This is a genomic window from Paraburkholderia solitsugae (assembly GCF_013177695.1).
In the GTDB taxonomy this organism is placed as follows: domain Bacteria; phylum Pseudomonadota; class Gammaproteobacteria; order Burkholderiales; family Burkholderiaceae; genus Paraburkholderia; species Paraburkholderia solitsugae.
Map to the genome: position 1 here is coordinate 1 of NZ_WOEY01000102.1, position 16397 is coordinate 16397.

Here is a 16397-nt window from a genome sequence, read left to right on the forward strand (position 1 = left end):
TTGCTCCCTGCGGCTGACAGTTGCCACCTTGAACACCGGTTCGCCGCTTGACTTCCAATACGGTTGCTTTTCTTTGCAGCAGGCAAAGAAAAGTAGGTGCCTGCCCCGCACAGGGGCGACGCTAATAAACCGATAAGAAAACAAGGAAAGGCCAACGCCGTAAGGGCACAACCAAAAAGCGCCGCGAAGGCAAAAAAATCAAGCAAGGTCCAACGCCGCAGGCAAACAGACAAGAGCGCCGAGCAGGCAAAAAACCTAACCCTCAATTCCGGCTAGCAATAGCCCGCCGCTCATTAGCAGACCCTGCCGAAGAATCATCCGCCGTCTGCGAAGACCCCGACCCCCATACAACGGAGTTGTCCACCGCATACAACCGGCAAGGCGCCGAACTCTGCTTCTGGCAATTGGTAATGGCCACCGCCATAGGATCATCGCCGCCCTCGGCCCACGACCATGCCCCGGTATCCGACACAGCAAACGCCCGGCTAGGATACTGATGCAAGAAATTCCGATATCCATTTCGGCCCGCTTCGTCGACAAACGGCACAGAGTCGACCGCATCGACAGCAGCAAACCCACTCGCCTTCGGCAACGAAGGATCCGCAACCCGATATTGAACACCAGTAGGCATCCCGGCTCTGGCGAGGAAAGCCTCGACCGCCGGCCACCAGATCTGCACGCCATCGCGATCGCCCACGAGTCGATGCGCGTCATTCTTGTAGTTGCCGAAATCCACCATCTTCGCGCTCGCACCATGTGCGGAATACGCGGCATACATGCCGGCCACCAGCGGCGCCGTCCACACCGAATCGTTATCGCCATACAACCACAGCGACGGCACCTTCGTTTTCTCGCCATACGCGCCGAATGCGCGCGTCAGGTTGCCCTGCCAGTCAGCGCATGCGTCCTGCCGTAAACCGCCTGAGAAATTGATCAAGGCCCGCACGCCCGGTGCAGCCTCGGAGCCGTAAGCCATCGTCGCCAGGCCGCCGTGCGAGGTGCCGGCCACCACAATGTGCGTCGCGTCCACGTACGGCTGCTTCGACATGAAATCGATCGTCGCGGCTACGTCGCCGGCCTGGCCAACACCGTTGCGCTCGACGTCGCACCCATCCTGCTGATAAGTGCCGCCGGAATGGCCGAAGCCCTGGCGGTTCGGTGCCACCACCACGTAGCCGCGGCGCACGAATTCGCGCGCGAACGGCAACGGATCGCTGCGCTCCTGCGTGCGCGGGTCGCCGGGAATCTTGCCGTGGTTGAAAACGATCATCGGAAACGGGCCTGGGCCGTCCGGTTTGTAGATCGTCGTTTCAAGTGTGACCGTGCCGGCAGCGTCGACCGGCACGCGGATGATCTGTTCGTTGAGGCCGGCGGTGGGCAGATAGGCGTCGTCGTCGAGCGCAAGGCGCGGCACGTGTGCGCGCGTAAGGGGCCCGGCCTGGGTGTCGGCGAGCGGGTCGGCATGCGCGAGTGCGACAGCGCATATCGCCGTTGCACACGTCACCGCACACTTCGTCAGAACCTTGCTGAACACCATCAACGCACCTGCCTCAAAAACCTGCCCTGAACACCGTGACGCTTTGTCTGTCGAGTGTCATCGCTGACAATTGCCTTTCATCGACGTTTTCGACAAACAAAAACACACTCGCGTACGTTGTGCGTCAAGCGCACGCACGCTAATCGAGATCGCACGGGATGAACCCAAACGGCCGACGCGACCCCACGCGCCGATGATGAGCGCCACACATGCTGCCTGGAACCGCCGTCGAACCCTTACTGGTGGGCTATCGGCAGGGCGCCTGCGCATCTTGCTGAACCGGTATGGACCTGTTCTAGCAACGTGACGTCACAAACCTACGGCCTCATCCTGGCACGACAATTTTGTTTTGTGCAATCAAGGAGAACCCGCGACGAAAAAATTGCCGTGGGTGAATCACGGGCGCAATCGCCCGCCAGAAGGCTGCAAGCGCCCATCTTGCGGTGCCTGGTTACACGAAGTAATTTTCGGTATCACACTTGCTGTGGTGCTGAGCCAACGCGAAAAAAAAGCCCTCGTTTGAGGGCCATATGTGAACACCGTGCTAAGTACTTCGCTGCGTTGTGTAAGGCTACGAAAGGTTTGGCTTACTCTCTATTCGCTCACGTCGCCATCGACATAGCGCCAGCGTCCGTCTTCGCCACGTAGAAAGCGGCTCAACTCGTGCAGCCGGTGGGCGCGGCCGCCTACCTTATATCGTGCGACGAATTCGACTGTCGCATGATCGCCGCCGGTTTCAGCGAAGGCCTTGATCTGCAGTCCGAGCCAACGCGGTGCGTCGGGGGCAGCAGGGTCGGCGTCGAGATCCGCGGGGCAGGTGTGCGGTGCCCAGGTGGCGCGCAAATATTCCGTTGCGCCCACAACATACGCGCTGTACCGCGAGCGCATCAGTTCGAGCGCGCGCGGCGCAGCTTCGCCGCCGTCGATATAGCGGCCACAGCATTGCGCGAAGCGCGGCGGTTTGGCGCCGTTGCGCTGATCGGGCGCGGCGCCGCCGCAGGGGCAGTCGGACGGTCGTTGCATTGACAACAATGGCTTATTCATCAGACTTTCAACCAAGACCACGCGCAATCAAAATTTTCTGGATGTCGCTGGTGCCTTCGTAAATCTGGCACACACGGACGTCGCGGTAGATACGCTCGACGGGGAAGTCGCTCAGATAGCCGTAGCCGCCATGAATCTGCAAGGCTGCGGAGCAGATGCGCTCCGCCGCTTCGGAAGCAAACAGCTTGGCCATCGCGGCCTCGGTCAGGCAGGGCTGGCCGGCGTCTTTCAGCGAAGCCGCGTGCCAGATCAACTGACGCGCGGCTTCGAGTTGGGTCGCCATATCGGCGAGACGGAATTGCACGGCCTGGTGCGAAAACAGGGTCTGGCCGAAGCTCTCGCGCTCCTTTGCATACGCCAATGCCGCCTCGAACGCGGCGCGCGCCATGCCGACGCTCTGCGCGGCGATACCGATGCGCCCGCCTTCGAGCCCCGATAGCGCAATCCGATAGCCTTCGCCTTCCGCGCCGATCAGATTGGCGGCCGGCACGCGGCAATCCTCGAAAATAATCTGCGCCGTGTCCGACGAATGCTGACCGAGTTTTTCTTCGACGCGCGCGACGATGTAGCCCTTTGTATCGGTCGGCACGATGAATGCGCTGATGCCACGCTTACCCGCGGCCTTGTCGGTCACGGCCATGACGATCGCGACGTTGCCGTTCTTGCCGCTCGTGATGAACTGTTTGACGCCGTTCAGCACGTACGCGTCGCCATCGCGTGTCGCGGTGGTGCGTAGCGCGGATGCGTCAGAGCCCGCTTGCGGTTCGGTCAGACAAAACGCCCCGAGCATCTCGCCGCGCGCGAGCGGTGTGAGCCAGTCACGTTTCTGCGCGTCGTTGCCATAGGTCACCAGAATGCTGCACACCGGGCAGTTGTTGACGGAGATCGCGGTCGAAGTGCCGCCGTCGCCCGCGGCGATTTCTTCGAGGATCAGCGCGAGCGCCAGCGCATCCATTCCGGCACCGCCGTACGCTTCGGGCACCAGCACGCCATACGCGCCGAGTTCGGCGAGCTGGCGATGCACGTCTTTCGGAAAGGTACGCTCGCGGTCCCATTGCGCCGCATACGGGGTGACCGCTTCGCGGACGAACGTGCGCACCGCATCGCGGACCATCAAGTGATCCTGATCAAGCACCATGGCTTGGTCTCCTCGTTAGTCTTCCCACTTGTCTCCTCACCACTCGAGCGCCGTGCCGTCGTATTGATAGAAGCGGCCATTGAACGCTTCGTGCGCGGCCGCTGCATGCGCGAGCACTTCGCGCATGCCGGTGACGCTGCGCGCCGGATCGATCGCCGCTTGCGCACCCCCCATGTCGGTGCGCACCCAGCCAGGGTGCAGCGAAATACACGTTGCGCGCGTTGCATCCAGTGAGGCGACCTTCAGCGCATCGTTCAGCGCCGCCTTACTCGCCCGATACAGCCAGCCGGTCGTGCCGCTTGCGTCGCCGATGCTGCCCATCTTGCTCGAAAGCACCGCGAACACACCGCCGGCTTCTTCGACGAGCGGCAGCAGGACCGGCATCAACTGCATTGGACCGCGCACGTTGGTGTGCATGACCTGGTCGAAGTCTTCGGCGGTGATCGTCTCGATGTCCTCGGTGCGAGGGCCGTACACACCCGACACGAGCACCGCCGCATCGAGCCGTTCGCCGTCGAGCTTCCAGCCGAGCGCGGCGATTTCTTCGGGCGCGGTGACGTCGAGTGAAAAGGTCTCCGCACCGAGCGCCTTTAGTGCGTCGAGCGCGGTGTCGTCGCGCGCGGTGGCCAGCACGCGCCAGCCGCTCTTCCGGTACTGCCGCACAAACTCCTGGCCGATGCCACGCGATGCACCGACGATCAACACTGTTTTCATCGAATCACCTCAAGCCCTCAAACGCCTGGAAACAGCGCGTTAAACCAGTTCAATGCCCATCGCGGTCGCTTCGCCGCCGCCGATGCACAGCGTCGCGACGCCGCGCTTCAGGCCGCGGTTTTTCAACGCGCCGATTAGCGTGACGAGAATTCGCGCGCCCGATGCGCCGATCGGGTGACCGAGCGCACAGGCGCCGCCGTTCACGTTGACCTTCTCATGCGGCAGGTGATGTTCCTTCATCGCGGCCATGGTGACCACCGCGAACGCCTCGTTGACCTCATACAGATCCACTTCGTCGGCGCGCCAGCCGTTCTTCTCGAACAGCTTGCGAATCGCACCGACCGGCGCGGTGGTGAACTTCGCCGGTTCTTGAGCAAAGGTGGAGTGGCCGACCACGCGAGCAAGCGGCTCGACGCCGAGACGTTTCGCGGTCGATTCACGCATCATCACGAGCGCTGCGGCGCCGTCGGAAATCGACGATGAATTCGCCGCCGTCACCGTGCCGGTTTTGCTGAACGCGGGCTTGAGCGTCGGAATCTTGTCGAGGTTCGCTTTGAACGGCTGCTCGTCGTGATCGATGGTGACGTCGCCCTTGCGGCTTTCCACCTTCACCGGCGCGATTTCCCATGCGAACGAGCCGTCTTCATTCGCGCGCTTCGCGCGATTCAGTGACTCGACGGCGAACGCATCCTGCGCTTCGCGCGTGAAGTCGAACGAGGCCGCGCATTCCTCCGCGAAGGTGCCCATCAGGCGGCCTTTTTCGTAGGCGTCTTCGAGACCGTCGTAGAACATGTGGTCGATCACCTGGCCGTGGCCCATGCGCATGCCGTTACGCGCCTTCGGCAACAGGTACGGCGCGTTCGTCATGCTCTCCATGCCGCCGGCGACGATCACATCGACCGAGCCCGCCGCCAGCATGTCATGCGCGAACATCGCTGCGCGCATACCGGAGCCGCACATCTTGTTGACGGTCGTGCTGCCGGTGGCGAGCGGCAAGCCGGCGCCGAGTGCGGCCTGACGCGCGGGCGCCTGGCCGAGGCCGGCGGGCAGCACGCACCCCATCACCACTTCGTCGATCTGCTCGGGCTTCAACCCAGCGCGTTGCACGGCAGCTTCGATCGCAACCGAGCCCAACTGCGGCGCGGTCAACGACGCGAAATCGCCCTGAAATGCCGCCATCGGCGTGCGGGCCACACCTACGATCACGATCGGATCAGACTTTGTCTCGCTCATGTTTGCCTCACTCATGTTTAAGTTCCTTGATCACACCTTCGACGATGGCCGGCACGTCGCCGAGCTGGGCCGCATCGGCGGCGGCCATGTCGTTGTCTTCCTTGTACACGCCGCCGGCCGATACCGCGGCCAGGCAGCTCCTGTAGGTTGCATCGAGCACCGCCGGGTCGTTGACGGTCATGCCAAGGTTGCGCACCTTGCCGTCGTGCACGCCATACACCCAGCCATGCACCGCAAGTTCCTGGCCGCGCGCCCATGCGTCATTGACGATGGTGGTCCGGCATACGTTCATCACCTGCTCGATCGCATTGAGTTCGACCAGACGCCGATGCCGCGCCTCGCCGATCGGCCACTCTTCGATCAGCGCAGCGTGCTTGGTGCGCACGTCCTGTACGTGATGCAGCCAGTTGTCCGCAAGACCCACGCGCCGGCCGTGCAGCGCCGCGGCGACACCCGAGCAGCCATAGTGACCTACCACCATGATGTGCTTGACCTTGAGCAGATCGACGGCGAACTGGATCACCGACAGGCAGTTCAGATCCGTATGCACCACCACGTTGGCGATATTTCTGTGCACGAACACTTCGCCAGGCGGCAGGCCGATGATCTGGTTGGCCGGCACGCGCGAATCGGAGCAGCCGATCCACAGATATTCGGGGGTTTGCTGGTGCGCGAGACGCGAGAAGTACTCCGGATCCTCGGACAGTTTGCGGGCCACCCACGCGTCGTTGTTGTCGAACAGATGGGCCAGCGGATTTGCAGCGGGAGAAGCGTTCGTGTTCATGTTGAGTCTGGGCGGTTGCTCGACCGATTGACCGGTCGATGTCGTTACATAAGGTTCGGACGATGCGTTCAACGATGCGCGCGGCGCATGATACTCACGCCGCGCGCACGGCGCGTTCGTCTGCCTGGTTATCCGTTGGTCCGGACGCCGCGTCGGCGAATCGCTCCGGATAGCGGACGCAGAAACGCACGTTGCTGTCGTACGGGAAAAAGTCGGGCAGTTCGCCTTTCAATAGCTGATCCTTGTGCCGTTGCCACAGCGCTGGATCGAAGAAGTCCGCGTGATGCTGCATGAAGGACCGGCGCACGCGTGGGTCGCCGAGCAGAAATGTGCCGTATGTCTCCGGGAAAATGTCGTGCGCGCCGACTGAGTACCACGGCTCGCCCGACATTTCGTCTTCCTCGTTACGTGGCGCGGGCACCGCGCGCACGTTGCATTCCGTCAGGTATTCGATTTCATCGTAGTCGTAGAACACGACACGGCCATGACGCGTCACGCCGAAATTCTTGTACAGCATGTCGCCAGGGAAGATGTTCGCCTGCATCAATTCCTTGATCGCGTTGCCATATTCCTTGATGCCGTGATCGACCTCGTCGTCGCTGCCGTTTTGCAGGAACAGGTTGAGCGGCACCATCCGGCGTTCGATATACATGTGGCGAATCACCAGATTGTCGCCGTCGCGTTCGATCAGGGACGGCACTTCCTTTTCGAGCTCGCGCACCAGCGCTTCGTCGAGCCGCGAAACCGGCAGCGCGACGCTCGAATATTCGAGCGTGTCGGCCATGCGGCCCAAACGATCATGCCGTTTGACGAGCTGATACTTTCCCTTGATCTGCTCGCGCGTGGTCTCTTTCGGAGGCGGAAAGTGGTCTCTGATCAGCTTGAAGACGTACGGAAACGACGGCAACGTGAACACCAGCATCACGAGCCCTTTGATGCCGGGCGCGATGATGAACTGATCGCTGGAATGCTTCAGATGGTGCAGCAGATCGCGATAGAACAGATTCTTGCCCTGCTTCTGCAAACCCACCGACGTATAGATTTCCGCCTTCGGTTTGCCTTGCATGATCGTGCCGAGAAACTCGACGTAAGCGGAGGGCACTTCCATATCGACCAGGAAGTACGAATGCGAGAAGCTGAAGATGATCAGCAGCTGGTCGCGTTTGAGCAGCACCGTATCGAGTACAAGCACGCCGGGTTTCACATGGCGCAGCGGCACGGCGAACGGCAGCAGCAAATCGCCGTTGATGATCCGCCCAACGATATACGCCGACTTGTTCCGATAAAACAGCGACGAGAGTACATGAATCTGGAAGTTGGGCGCTTCGTCGAACACGCCGAACGCATCGTGAATGGTCTGCATCACGCATTCGACGTCGCGCGTCAGGTCCTCAAATGGCGGCTCCAGCTGGAAATTCGTGACGATGCGCTCGAGCGTCGCGGCAAGACCGTCCTTGCCGGGGTAATACGCACGATAGGTCGGCTTCGCCGCGGGTTCATCGTTCTCGATATATTCGGTCGAGATCGCCGGGCGCACGAAAATGAAGTCGTTGTTGAAATACGAACGGTGCAGGATCTTGCAGCACACCGAATTGAAGAAAGTCTCCGCACACTCGGGCTGACGGTGCGTGGTCAGGAGGCCGATGTAGTGGAGCTTGATCTGCTGCCACACTTCGTCGTCGATATTCTCGGCGTCGTATTCGTCTTCGAGCAGTACGACGCATTCCTCGACGCGTTCGTCATATGAGGTGATGCGCTCGCGCGCCAGCGCTTGCAGGCCATGCCAGTCGGCTGCTTCGAAGAGCGATTTGGCATGGATCGCGGCGTCGCGGAAGATCCGGTAATGACGTTCGAATCCTTCGAGCATCGTCTGGGCGACGTCAAAGCCGATCTGCGACGACAACAGTTTGGGGAAGTGATTCATGTCGACCGTGCATTCGTCCCATGTCGTGAAGACACCCGCGATTGTATCGTCCGGGTGGACCCGCAGCGCATCGCGCCGCTTTCCGCTTAGGCGGACCTGGTTTCGCGCGTGCCGCTCTCCAGCAGCGCTCTCGCTTGGGCTTCGTATTGCGCGAGATCTTCGAGCGTCGCGTTCAGATCTTCCAGTTGACGTTCGAGCACGTCGCGATGGCGCGCCACCGTGGCAAGGAAGGCGTGCAATTGCGGCACGGTATCGGTCGGCGATTCGTAGACATCGAGCAGATCGCGGATTTCCGACAGCGTGAAGCCGAGCCGCTTGCCGCGCAGCGTGAGCTTCAGGCGGGTGCGGTCGCGGCCCGAATAGACGCGCCGCAAGCCACTTGATCCCTCACGGCTGGGCGAGAGTAAACCCTGGTCTTCGTAGAAGCGGATCGCCCGCGGCGTGACGTCGAATTCCCGTGCGAGCTCAGTGATCGTGTATTGCGTGTTCATCGGGGCATCCCGTGGCCGGGCAGAAAATCGGATTGAACGCTAGAATCGACGTTTACGTTATCGTCAACTTGATCGAAACGCAACTACGGCGCAATACGGCACCGGTATGTCCCGACCGGGCCGCAACTACGCCATCCGGCATCGCATACCTCGCCATGCCGGATGGCCGACGGAGGAAGACACTCACAATGAATGCACTAGAACATCAACTCGACTACCCGTTCACTGACACCCTGCCCGAAGCGGGCCACACGAGGGAAGTCGCGCCCGGCGTGTTCTGGCTGCGCATGCCGCTGCCCTTCGCGCTCGACCACATCAATCTGTGGCTGCTACGCGATGAAATCGACGGTCAGCAAGGCTGGACGGTAGTCGACTGCGGGATTGCGTCGGACACGATCAAGGAGAACTGGGAGAAAGTGTTCGACTCCGTGCTCGACGGCCTGCCGGTGCTGCGCGTGATCGTCACCCATTGCCATCCGGACCACATCGGCCTTGCGCACTGGATTTGCAGCGGCGGCGAAAAGAAGCGCTGGGACGTACGGTTGTGGATGACGCTCGGCGAATACATGCAGGCACGCGTGATGGCGGCTGGCGACGGTTCGAACGCGGGCGGCGAGGGCGCGGCGCAGCACTTCGCGCGCCATGGTTTGAACGACGAGGCGTCGCTCGAGAAGCTGCGTAATCGCACGAGCTACTACTCGAGCCTCGTGCCGGCGATTCCCGGTCAGTACCGCCGTCTGCGTGAAGCTGACGGCGTGAAGATCGGCGGCAAGACGTGGCGTGTGGTGACCGGCTTCGGCCATTCGCCGGAACACTGCGCGTTGCATTGCGAAGAGACGGGCGCGCTGATCTCCGGCGACATGGTGCTGCCGCGTATTTCGACCAACGTCTCGGTGTTCGGCATGGAGCCGGAAGGCTCGCCGCTCGCACTGTATCTGGAATCGCTCGGCCGCTACGAGGCGATGCCCGAAAACACGCTCGTGCTGCCGTCGCATGGCAAGCCGTTTCGCGGCGTGCACACGCGTATCAAACAGCTGCGTGAGCATCATGACGCGCGTCTGGCTGAAGTGCGCGAGGCATGTGCGGAGAAGCCGCGGAGCGCCGCGGATATCGTGCCGCTGATGTTCAAGCGCCAACTCGACATCCATCAGATGACATTCGCGCTCGGCGAGGCGTTGGCACACCTGCATCTGCTGTGGCTGGCCGGTGAGTTGAAGCGCACGCAGGATGCGGATGGGGTGATCCGGTTCTCGGCGGCTTAACGCTTGGGACAAGCGGCCACGCATCGTCGCGTGGTTAATCCACCTTGACCGGTTCGAAGCGCCAACCCTCGATGGTCCATTGCATCGTATGGGTTGGTCGCAACGCTTCAAGGAACCCCGCGTCATGCGACACGGCAACGATGGCGGCTGGAAAGTCCGTTAGTGCGTCTTCGAACGCCAGCACCGATTCGAGATCGAGGTGATTGGTCGGCTCGTCGAGCAGCAGCAATTGCGCCGGCGTGCCGCGCCATAGCGCGCACGCAAGTGCCGCCTTCAGCCGCTCGCCGCCGCTCAGATTCCGCGTGGGTTGTGTCGCGCATTGCGCGTCGAGTTGCAGCAATGCGAGGCGGCTGCGTAACTCGCCTTCTGCCAGCGGCGTGTCGAGGAGGCCCAACTGCTCGACGATCGAACGCTCTGGATCGAGCAGATCGAGGCGTTGGTCGAGGTATGCGCATGGCACGTGTGTCAGATGCGTGCCGCCGCGGGGCGAGACTTCACCTGCGAGTACCCGAAGTAACGTTGACTTACCACAGCCGTTCGGGCCCGTTACTGCGACGCGCACGGGGCCTTCGACTGCCCACGTCACGGTTGCTGCCGGGTCATTCGCTTTCAGCCAGGGCAGATGCGTCTCATCGAGCGTGAAAACTTTGCGACGTGCAGGAAGCTCAGCGCCGGGTAACGAGAGCAAGACCGCACTTTCCGGCATGACGCGCGCCGCCGCTTCGCCGACCTTGTCGTTGAGATCGGTTTTTACCGTTTGCTGAGACTTGCGGACATGTCCCATCGCTTCCATCGCTCGACCTTTTATCTTCGCGCGTTCCATACGCGAGACGTTGGCGATATCGGCATAGTGCCGTGTGCCTGCTGCGCGGCGCTGGACGGTGTCATGTTCCCGCGCAAGGCGGCGGTGTTCACGCGCGCGTTCGGTTCTTGCGTGTTCAAGCGCGGATTGCGCGGCCTGCTGCTCCGCTTCGCGCTGCGCATGAAAGACCTCGTAGTTGCCGCCGTAGACGCGCGGTCCATGGGGCGTCAGTTCGACGATCCGCTCAACCTCGCCCAGTAGTTGCCGATCATGGCTGACGACGATCAACCCACCGCGCCACTCATGCAGTTGATCGCGCAACCAGGCGCGGCCATCGCGATCGAGGTGGTTGGTGGGTTCGTCTAGCACAAGCAGGTCGGCACCGGACAGAAACGCGCCGACGAGCGCGACACGTGCCCGCTGGCCGCCGCTCAACGTGTCCGCAGTTTCGTGTGCTTGCAGTTCCGGCAGATGTGCCTGCTGCAGCGCGATTTGAAAGCGGGTGGCGAGATCCCAGCGGTCTCCGACTACGTCGAGGTCGTCGGCTTGAGCAGTGCCCGCAGCAAGGCGTGCGAGCGCATCTAGCGTGTCGTCAAGCCCGGCGGTTTGCGCGATCGTTTCGCCCTCCGGCCCGATCGTATCCTGCTTGACGTAGGCGACTGAGCCAACGCGTTCGACCTTGCCCGCCGACGGCGTCAGTTCACCTGCAATCAGCCGTGCAAATATGCTTTTGCCCGTGCCATTGCGACCGACGATGGCCGTGGCTGTGGTGTCGAAGGTGAGATTGAGCGAGTCGAATAGCGTCGCTCCATCGTTGAAATGGAACGAGACCTGATGAAGCGAAACGAGTGTGGATGCTGGCGTGACATGAGCCATAAGCACCTCCGAAAATGTGTTACACCTTTCGCCCGGCAAGCACAGCTTGCGTGAAGCGAAAACATTTAAGGAAGGCTTAGTTGTTCATTTTGGCTGATGTCCGAAGAGAGTGATCTGTAAAAAAGTATAGCAAGCGCAACGGATCGGATGCAAGCGGGGCGCTGCGGTGCGTTGTCGCGTGCCGATACGCTCTGAACCGGGTGACGCACCCGGTGCGAAAAAAAACAGACCCGGAGCGTTCGCAGCGGGTCCGTTTCGTTGCTCAACGTCGAGCGTGGCGTGCACCGTTGTTTTACTGCACCGCCACCGTTCCAAAGTTCTGCCGTCCGAACGGACTCACGTGATAGCCGCTCACGGTTGTGCGCGTAATCGCCGCCGCGGTCGGGTAACCCAGCGGAATCCACAGCGCCTGATCGTGGATGATCTGCTGCGCCTGCTCATACGCCTTCGCGCGTTTGGCCTGATCCGGCGTGGTCTTGCCGTCGGCGATCAGCTTGTCCAGATCCTGATCGCAGAAGCGCGCGAAATTGATCCCAGACTTCACCGCATTGCAACTGAACAGTGGCGACAGATAGTTGTCCGGATCGCCGTTGTCGCCGGCCCAACCCATGAACAGCGTGTCATGCTGGCCTTGCTTTGCTTGCTTGATCAGCTCGCCCCATTCGATCACCTTCACGTCGGCCTTCACGCCGATCTTCGCGAAGTCGGCTTGCAGCAGTTCGGCGCCGGCTTTCGGATTCGGGTTCAGCACGCTGCCGTTCGGACGCACCCAGATCGTCGTTTCGAAGCCGTTCGGATAGCCCGCGACGGCGAGCAGCTTCTTTGCCTTCACCGGATCGTACGGCCATGCCTTGACGGCCTTGTCGTAGCTCCAGGTGTTAGGCGGATACGGGTTCACGGCCGGCGTCGCGGTGTTGTCGAAGATCGCCTTCAGATAGGTGGTGCGGTCGAACGCCATGTTCAGGGCGGCGCGCACCTTTTGATTGTCGAGCGGCTTCTTCTGCGTGTTCAGTGCGACGAAGGCGGTCATGAACGCGGGCGTCTGCACGATGGCGAGCGACTTGTCGCTCTTCGCTTCGGCGAGATCCTGCGGCTTCGGCGACAGCGCGATCTGACATTCGCCCGCTTTGACCTTTTGCGCGCGCACTGTGGCGTCCGGCGTGATCGCGTAGATCAGGCGGTCGATCTTCGGTTTCGGACCCCAGTACGTCGGGTTCACGTCGTAGCGGATTACCGCGTCTTTGGTGTAGCTCTTCAGCTCGAACGGACCGGTACCGATCGGCTTCGAATTCAGGTCGACCTGTTGGCCGGCCTTGAGCAACTGGTCGGCGTATTCAGCCGAATAGATCGAGGCGAAACCCATCGTCAGGATCGACACGAAGGTCGCGTCCGGCGCGTTCAGTTCGAACTTGACGGTGTTGTCGTCGACCTTGCTGATCGATTTGATGAGCTTCGGCAAACCCATCGACTGTGCATGCGGAAAGCCGCTCGCGCCCGCCACCTTGTGCCACGGATTGCTGTCGTTGAGCATGCGGTCGAACGTGAAGACGACGTCGTCGGCATTCAGCGCGCGAGTGGGCTTGAAGTAGTCGGTGGTCTGGAACTGCACGTTCGGGCGCAGATGGAACGTGTAGGTGAGGCCGTCGGCGCTCACGTCCCACTTGTCGGCCAGCGAGGGCACGACTTTCTTCGCGGCCTCGTCGTACGAGACCAACGAATTGAAGATCACGTCGGCGGACGCATTGGTCGTGACGAGTGAGTTGAACTGCACGACATCGAAGCCGTCGGGGCTCGACTCGGTACAGACGGTCAGCGGTTTGGCGAGCACGAGCGCGGGCGCCGTGAACAGTACGGCGGCTGCGAGCAGTTTGAAGCGCATAGGATCTCCCATAACAAGCGCAGTCAGGCAGTGCGTCTGGTTGGTGTGGTTATATTCCGTTGACGGGTGGCGACCGGTCTGGCCGTCGTCTTTATTGTGATACGTTTCCGGCGCTGGCGCATGGTTTGGCTGCTGCGGTACATGCACGTTCTCGCCTTCGCGAAAGCTTATCGAAGGGTGGTTGCGGCGACAACAATTTAATCCGCATATCCATATGGGCAGCGAGAGTTGGTGCGCAGGGGTGCGGCCGCGCACGGTGGCTTCGCCCAGCGTACCGTTCCATGCGACGTGCGGCAGTGTCGCGGCTCATGCGAGTGTCAGGTGGCGCTACCCGGTGGCCTGGTCTTTGCGCGGGCGCTTACGGCGCCGCCGCGCGCCCGAGCAGATAAGCGATGCCGTCAATCGCGCGCACGCCGTACCATGAGACCAACTCGCCATCGATCAGATCAATCCGTTTCCCAGCCAGACGAGGATCGCGTTTCAGCGCGTCGCAATGCGTTTGCGTGAAGCGATAAGGCTCGCTGGAGAGCAGTACGCGATCGACGCCCGTAAGCCAGGGCGCGTGATCGAAGTCGAGCGTGGGGTAACGCGCCGCGCCCGCCGCTCCGCCTTCCACGTCAGGTAGCGTCTTCCAGTTCGCGAGTCTCAGCATCGCGGCGATATAGGTATCGCGTGCGACTGTCATCCATGGTTCGCGCCAGATCAGATACAGCACGTTTTGCGACGGAAACACCTGCGCGGCGGCCTCGTGCAGACGCGCTTCGAGTGCCTCGCTCAAGCGTTGCGCTTCTGGCGCGCGGTCGAAGATCGCGCCCAGCAGTGCGTACAGCGAGAGATTGTCCTGCGGGGTCTGCGGATGGGTGACGACGATATGCGGCACGAACGCGCGCAACTGCTCGACGGTATCGCGCTCGTTTTCGTCGATATTGACGATCAGATGGGTGGGCCGTAAAGCGCGAATCGCGTCGATATTGACGGCCTTGGTGCCGCCGACCTTGCGTACCTGCCGCACTTTGTCATGCGGATGCACGCAAAAACCGGTGCGCCCGACGATCTGCCTGTCGAGCCCCAAAGCGAACAGCAATTCGGTGATGCTCGGCACCAGCGACACGATGCGGGTATCAGCTCCCGCCATTTCGTGCGCGGCGCCGGCTGCATCGACCGCACGCGGCTGCATGATTTATTCGGCGACGGCGCGGGGCTTGCGCGGCGCGCGTTCGAAGGCGAGATCGTAGAGCCAGCGCGGCAGCACATGCAGCAGCATCGCCACGATGCGCATCTGCCACGGGAACACCGCGAAAGCCGTCTGCCGTTCGACCGCGCCTGCGACCTTCACCGCGAAGCGGTCGGCGTCCATCAGGAACGGCATGCTGTACGGGTTGTGCTCGGTCATCGGCGTGCGGATATAGCCGGGCGCGATGGTGACCACGCCGACGCCCAGCGGCCGCATCTCGACGCGCAACGCCTCCAGATACTTGAGCGCGGCTGACTTCGACGCGCTGTACGCGCCCGACCCCGGCAAACCACGCACGCCGGCGATGCTGGCGATCCCGACCAGCGTGCCTTTCTTCGCGGCGACCATCGCGGCGGCGAACGGCTCAAAGGTGGCGACCATGCCGAAGTAATTGATATCCATCACTTCGCGGAAGGTGCGCAGATCGCCGTGCCCGGTGACCGCGCCGCGGCTGATACCGGCATTGGCGATCACGATGTCCGGCAAACCGTGCTGTGCGATGAACTGCGCGGCCGCTTCGGCGAGTGCCTCGCAGTCGCGGACATCGACGGAATAGGTGGAGATGGAATTCTGCGGATGGGACTGCTGGAAGGCGGCGAGGGCGTCGCCGCGGCGGGCAACCAGGCCGAGAATCGCGCCGCGCCGCGCATATTCGGCGGCGAGCGCGAGGCCGATGCCACTCGAAGCGCCGGTAATGAAAACCTTCAGGGGTGAACTCATTCCGGCGCCTCGGCTTTACATCTTCTTGGCGCGGATCTGCTGCACCAGGTAGTCGAGCACCTGAATCGTGCCCGGCAGGCTGTCGGTCGCCGCCGGACCGGTTTCATACTTGCCTTGCACGGCGAGCGTCGGCACGCCGTCGATCTTGTAGTCGTCCATCAGCTTCTTGTCTTTTTGCAGCGCGCTTTGCGTCGAGAACGAGTTGTAGGCGTCCATGTACTTCTTCGGATCGACGCCGTTCTTCGCGAGGAACTTGGCCTGGTCTTCCGGCGTCAGCAGGTAGTTCTTGTTGACGTGGATTTCATTGAAGACCTTCGGCGTGAGCTGCGTTGCGAGGCCGAGCGCATCGAGCGCGTGATACATCTTCGAGTGCGGGATGAAGTCGTCGCGGAAGGCCACCGGCACGCGCTTGAACACCACGTCCGGACCTTGCTTCTTCACCCACGCTTCGAGGTACGGGTTGAATTCATTGCAGTGCGGGCAACCGTACCAGAAGAATTCGGTGACTTCGATCTTGCCGGCCGGCACGTCCGTAGGTTGCGGCGTGGCCAGCACGGTGTAGTCCTTGCCGGACATCGGCGCGGCCGGCGATGCATGCGCCGTGGCGGCAACGAGGCCCAGCGAAAGGAACAGAATGCTCAGCAGTTTTTTCATGTTGTGTTAACCAAGGTAGGCGGTAAAGCGGTGGCGCCACGCAAATGCCCGTCACCGTTTTCAATGTCGGCGTTAGACGTTCTAGTCGTCCGTTGTGCTTGTCGG

Annotated in this window: 15 protein-coding genes; 1 reads left to right on the plus strand and 14 read right to left on the minus strand. The window is 61.8% G+C overall.

The features are described from left to right. From GNZ12_RS43950 to GNZ12_RS26245, 9 genes are all read right to left on the minus strand, one after another. A partial coding sequence (locus tag GNZ12_RS43950; protein WP_216673367.1) for a hypothetical protein occupies positions 1–206 on the minus strand: 206 nt, incomplete at its 3' end. Between the two features lie 56 nt (positions 207–262). After that, positions 263–1537: a dienelactone hydrolase family protein gene (locus GNZ12_RS26210; protein WP_172315112.1), complete on the minus strand. Its 1275-nt coding sequence runs from the start codon at positions 1535–1537 to the stop codon at positions 263–265. Positions 1538–2131: 594 nt separating this feature from the next. Beyond that, a complete protein-coding gene (locus GNZ12_RS26215) occupies positions 2132–2581 on the minus strand; it encodes a YchJ family protein (RefSeq protein ID WP_172315113.1) in 450 nt (149 codons plus the stop codon). A 7-nt stretch (positions 2582–2588) separates the two neighbouring features. After that, positions 2589–3719, minus strand: a complete 1131-nt coding sequence (locus GNZ12_RS26220) for an acyl-CoA dehydrogenase family protein (protein ID WP_172315114.1) — start codon at positions 3717–3719, stop codon at positions 2589–2591. Positions 3720–3755: 36 nt separating this feature from the next. Next, positions 3756–4433 carry an SDR family oxidoreductase gene (locus GNZ12_RS26225; protein ID WP_172315115.1) on the minus strand — a complete coding sequence of 226 codons (678 nt, stop codon included), beginning with the start codon at positions 4431–4433 and terminating at the stop codon, positions 3756–3758. Positions 4434–4472: 39 nt separating this feature from the next. Further along, on the minus strand, positions 4473–5681 hold the full coding sequence (locus GNZ12_RS26230; protein ID WP_172315116.1) for an acetyl-CoA C-acetyltransferase: 1209 nt from the start codon (positions 5679–5681) through the stop codon (positions 4473–4475). Continuing rightward, positions 5674–6450 (minus strand): carbonate dehydratase, encoded by a 777-nt coding sequence (gene can, locus GNZ12_RS26235; RefSeq protein WP_172315117.1) that lies wholly within the window; start codon positions 6448–6450, stop codon positions 5674–5676. Before can ends, GNZ12_RS26230 begins: the two co-directional genes overlap by 8 nt. A gap of 94 nt (positions 6451–6544) precedes the next feature. After that, a complete protein-coding gene (gene aceK, locus GNZ12_RS26240) occupies positions 6545–8374 on the minus strand; it encodes a bifunctional isocitrate dehydrogenase kinase/phosphatase (protein WP_172315118.1) in 1830 nt (609 codons plus the stop codon). Positions 8375–8460: 86 nt separating this feature from the next. After that, positions 8461–8865: a MerR family transcriptional regulator gene (locus GNZ12_RS26245; RefSeq protein WP_172315119.1), complete on the minus strand. Its 405-nt coding sequence runs from the start codon at positions 8863–8865 to the stop codon at positions 8461–8463. Positions 8866–9053: 188 nt separating this feature from the next. On the opposite strand from GNZ12_RS26245, the gene GNZ12_RS26250 reads away from it, so the two are divergent. Further along, positions 9054–10127 carry an MBL fold metallo-hydrolase gene (locus tag GNZ12_RS26250; RefSeq protein ID WP_172315120.1) on the plus strand — a complete coding sequence of 358 codons (1074 nt, stop codon included), beginning with the start codon at positions 9054–9056 and terminating at the stop codon, positions 10125–10127. Between the two features lie 34 nt (positions 10128–10161). Here the strand turns inward: GNZ12_RS26250 and GNZ12_RS26255 are convergent, their stop codons facing one another. The 5 genes from GNZ12_RS26255 to GNZ12_RS26275 form a co-directional block, all read right to left on the minus strand. After that, positions 10162–11805, minus strand: coding sequence for an ABC-F family ATP-binding cassette domain-containing protein (locus tag GNZ12_RS26255; protein WP_172315121.1), 1644 nt, complete (start codon positions 11803–11805; stop codon positions 10162–10164). A gap of 292 nt (positions 11806–12097) precedes the next feature. Continuing rightward, complete coding sequence (locus GNZ12_RS26260; protein WP_172315122.1) at positions 12098–13684, minus strand: ABC transporter substrate-binding protein; 1587 nt, start codon at positions 13682–13684, stop codon at positions 12098–12100. A 358-nt stretch (positions 13685–14042) separates the two neighbouring features. Continuing rightward, positions 14043–14861 (minus strand): cobalamin-binding protein, encoded by an 819-nt coding sequence (locus tag GNZ12_RS26265; protein ID WP_172315123.1) that lies wholly within the window; start codon positions 14859–14861, stop codon positions 14043–14045. 3 nt (positions 14862–14864) lie between these two features. Beyond that, positions 14865–15638 (minus strand): SDR family oxidoreductase, encoded by a 774-nt coding sequence (locus GNZ12_RS26270; protein ID WP_172315124.1) that lies wholly within the window; start codon positions 15636–15638, stop codon positions 14865–14867. Between the two features lie 15 nt (positions 15639–15653). Further along, on the minus strand, positions 15654–16292 hold the full coding sequence (locus tag GNZ12_RS26275; RefSeq protein ID WP_172315125.1) for a thiol:disulfide interchange protein DsbA/DsbL: 639 nt from the start codon (positions 16290–16292) through the stop codon (positions 15654–15656). Between the last annotated feature and the right edge of the window lie 105 nt (positions 16293–16397).

Coding starts and splice junctions, on each gene's coding strand:
- GNZ12_RS26210 (WP_172315112.1), bottom strand. CDS start 1,537: ATGGTGTTCAGCAAGGTTCTGACGAAGTGTGCGGTGACGTGTGCAACG.
- GNZ12_RS26215 (WP_172315113.1), bottom strand. CDS start 2,581: ATGAATAAGCCATTGTTGTCAATGCAACGACCGTCCGACTGCCCCTGC.
- GNZ12_RS26220 (WP_172315114.1), bottom strand. CDS start 3,719: ATGGTGCTTGATCAGGATCACTTGATGGTCCGCGATGCGGTGCGCACG.
- GNZ12_RS26225 (WP_172315115.1), bottom strand. CDS start 4,433: ATGAAAACAGTGTTGATCGTCGGTGCATCGCGTGGCATCGGCCAGGAG.
- GNZ12_RS26230 (WP_172315116.1), bottom strand. CDS start 5,681: ATGAGTGAGGCAAACATGAGCGAGACAAAGTCTGATCCGATCGTGATC.
- can (WP_172315117.1), bottom strand. CDS start 6,450: ATGAACACGAACGCTTCTCCCGCTGCAAATCCGCTGGCCCATCTGTTC.
- aceK (WP_172315118.1), bottom strand. CDS start 8,374: ATGAATCACTTCCCCAAACTGTTGTCGTCGCAGATCGGCTTTGACGTC.
- GNZ12_RS26245 (WP_172315119.1), bottom strand. CDS start 8,865: ATGAACACGCAATACACGATCACTGAGCTCGCACGGGAATTCGACGTC.
- GNZ12_RS26250 (WP_172315120.1), top strand. CDS start 9,054: ATGAATGCACTAGAACATCAACTCGACTACCCGTTCACTGACACCCTG.
- GNZ12_RS26255 (WP_172315121.1), bottom strand. CDS start 11,805: ATGGCTCATGTCACGCCAGCATCCACACTCGTTTCGCTTCATCAGGTC.
- GNZ12_RS26260 (WP_172315122.1), bottom strand. CDS start 13,684: ATGCGCTTCAAACTGCTCGCAGCCGCCGTACTGTTCACGGCGCCCGCG.
- GNZ12_RS26265 (WP_172315123.1), bottom strand. CDS start 14,861: ATGCAGCCGCGTGCGGTCGATGCAGCCGGCGCCGCGCACGAAATGGCG.
- GNZ12_RS26270 (WP_172315124.1), bottom strand. CDS start 15,638: ATGAGTTCACCCCTGAAGGTTTTCATTACCGGCGCTTCGAGTGGCATC.
- GNZ12_RS26275 (WP_172315125.1), bottom strand. CDS start 16,292: ATGAAAAAACTGCTGAGCATTCTGTTCCTTTCGCTGGGCCTCGTTGCC.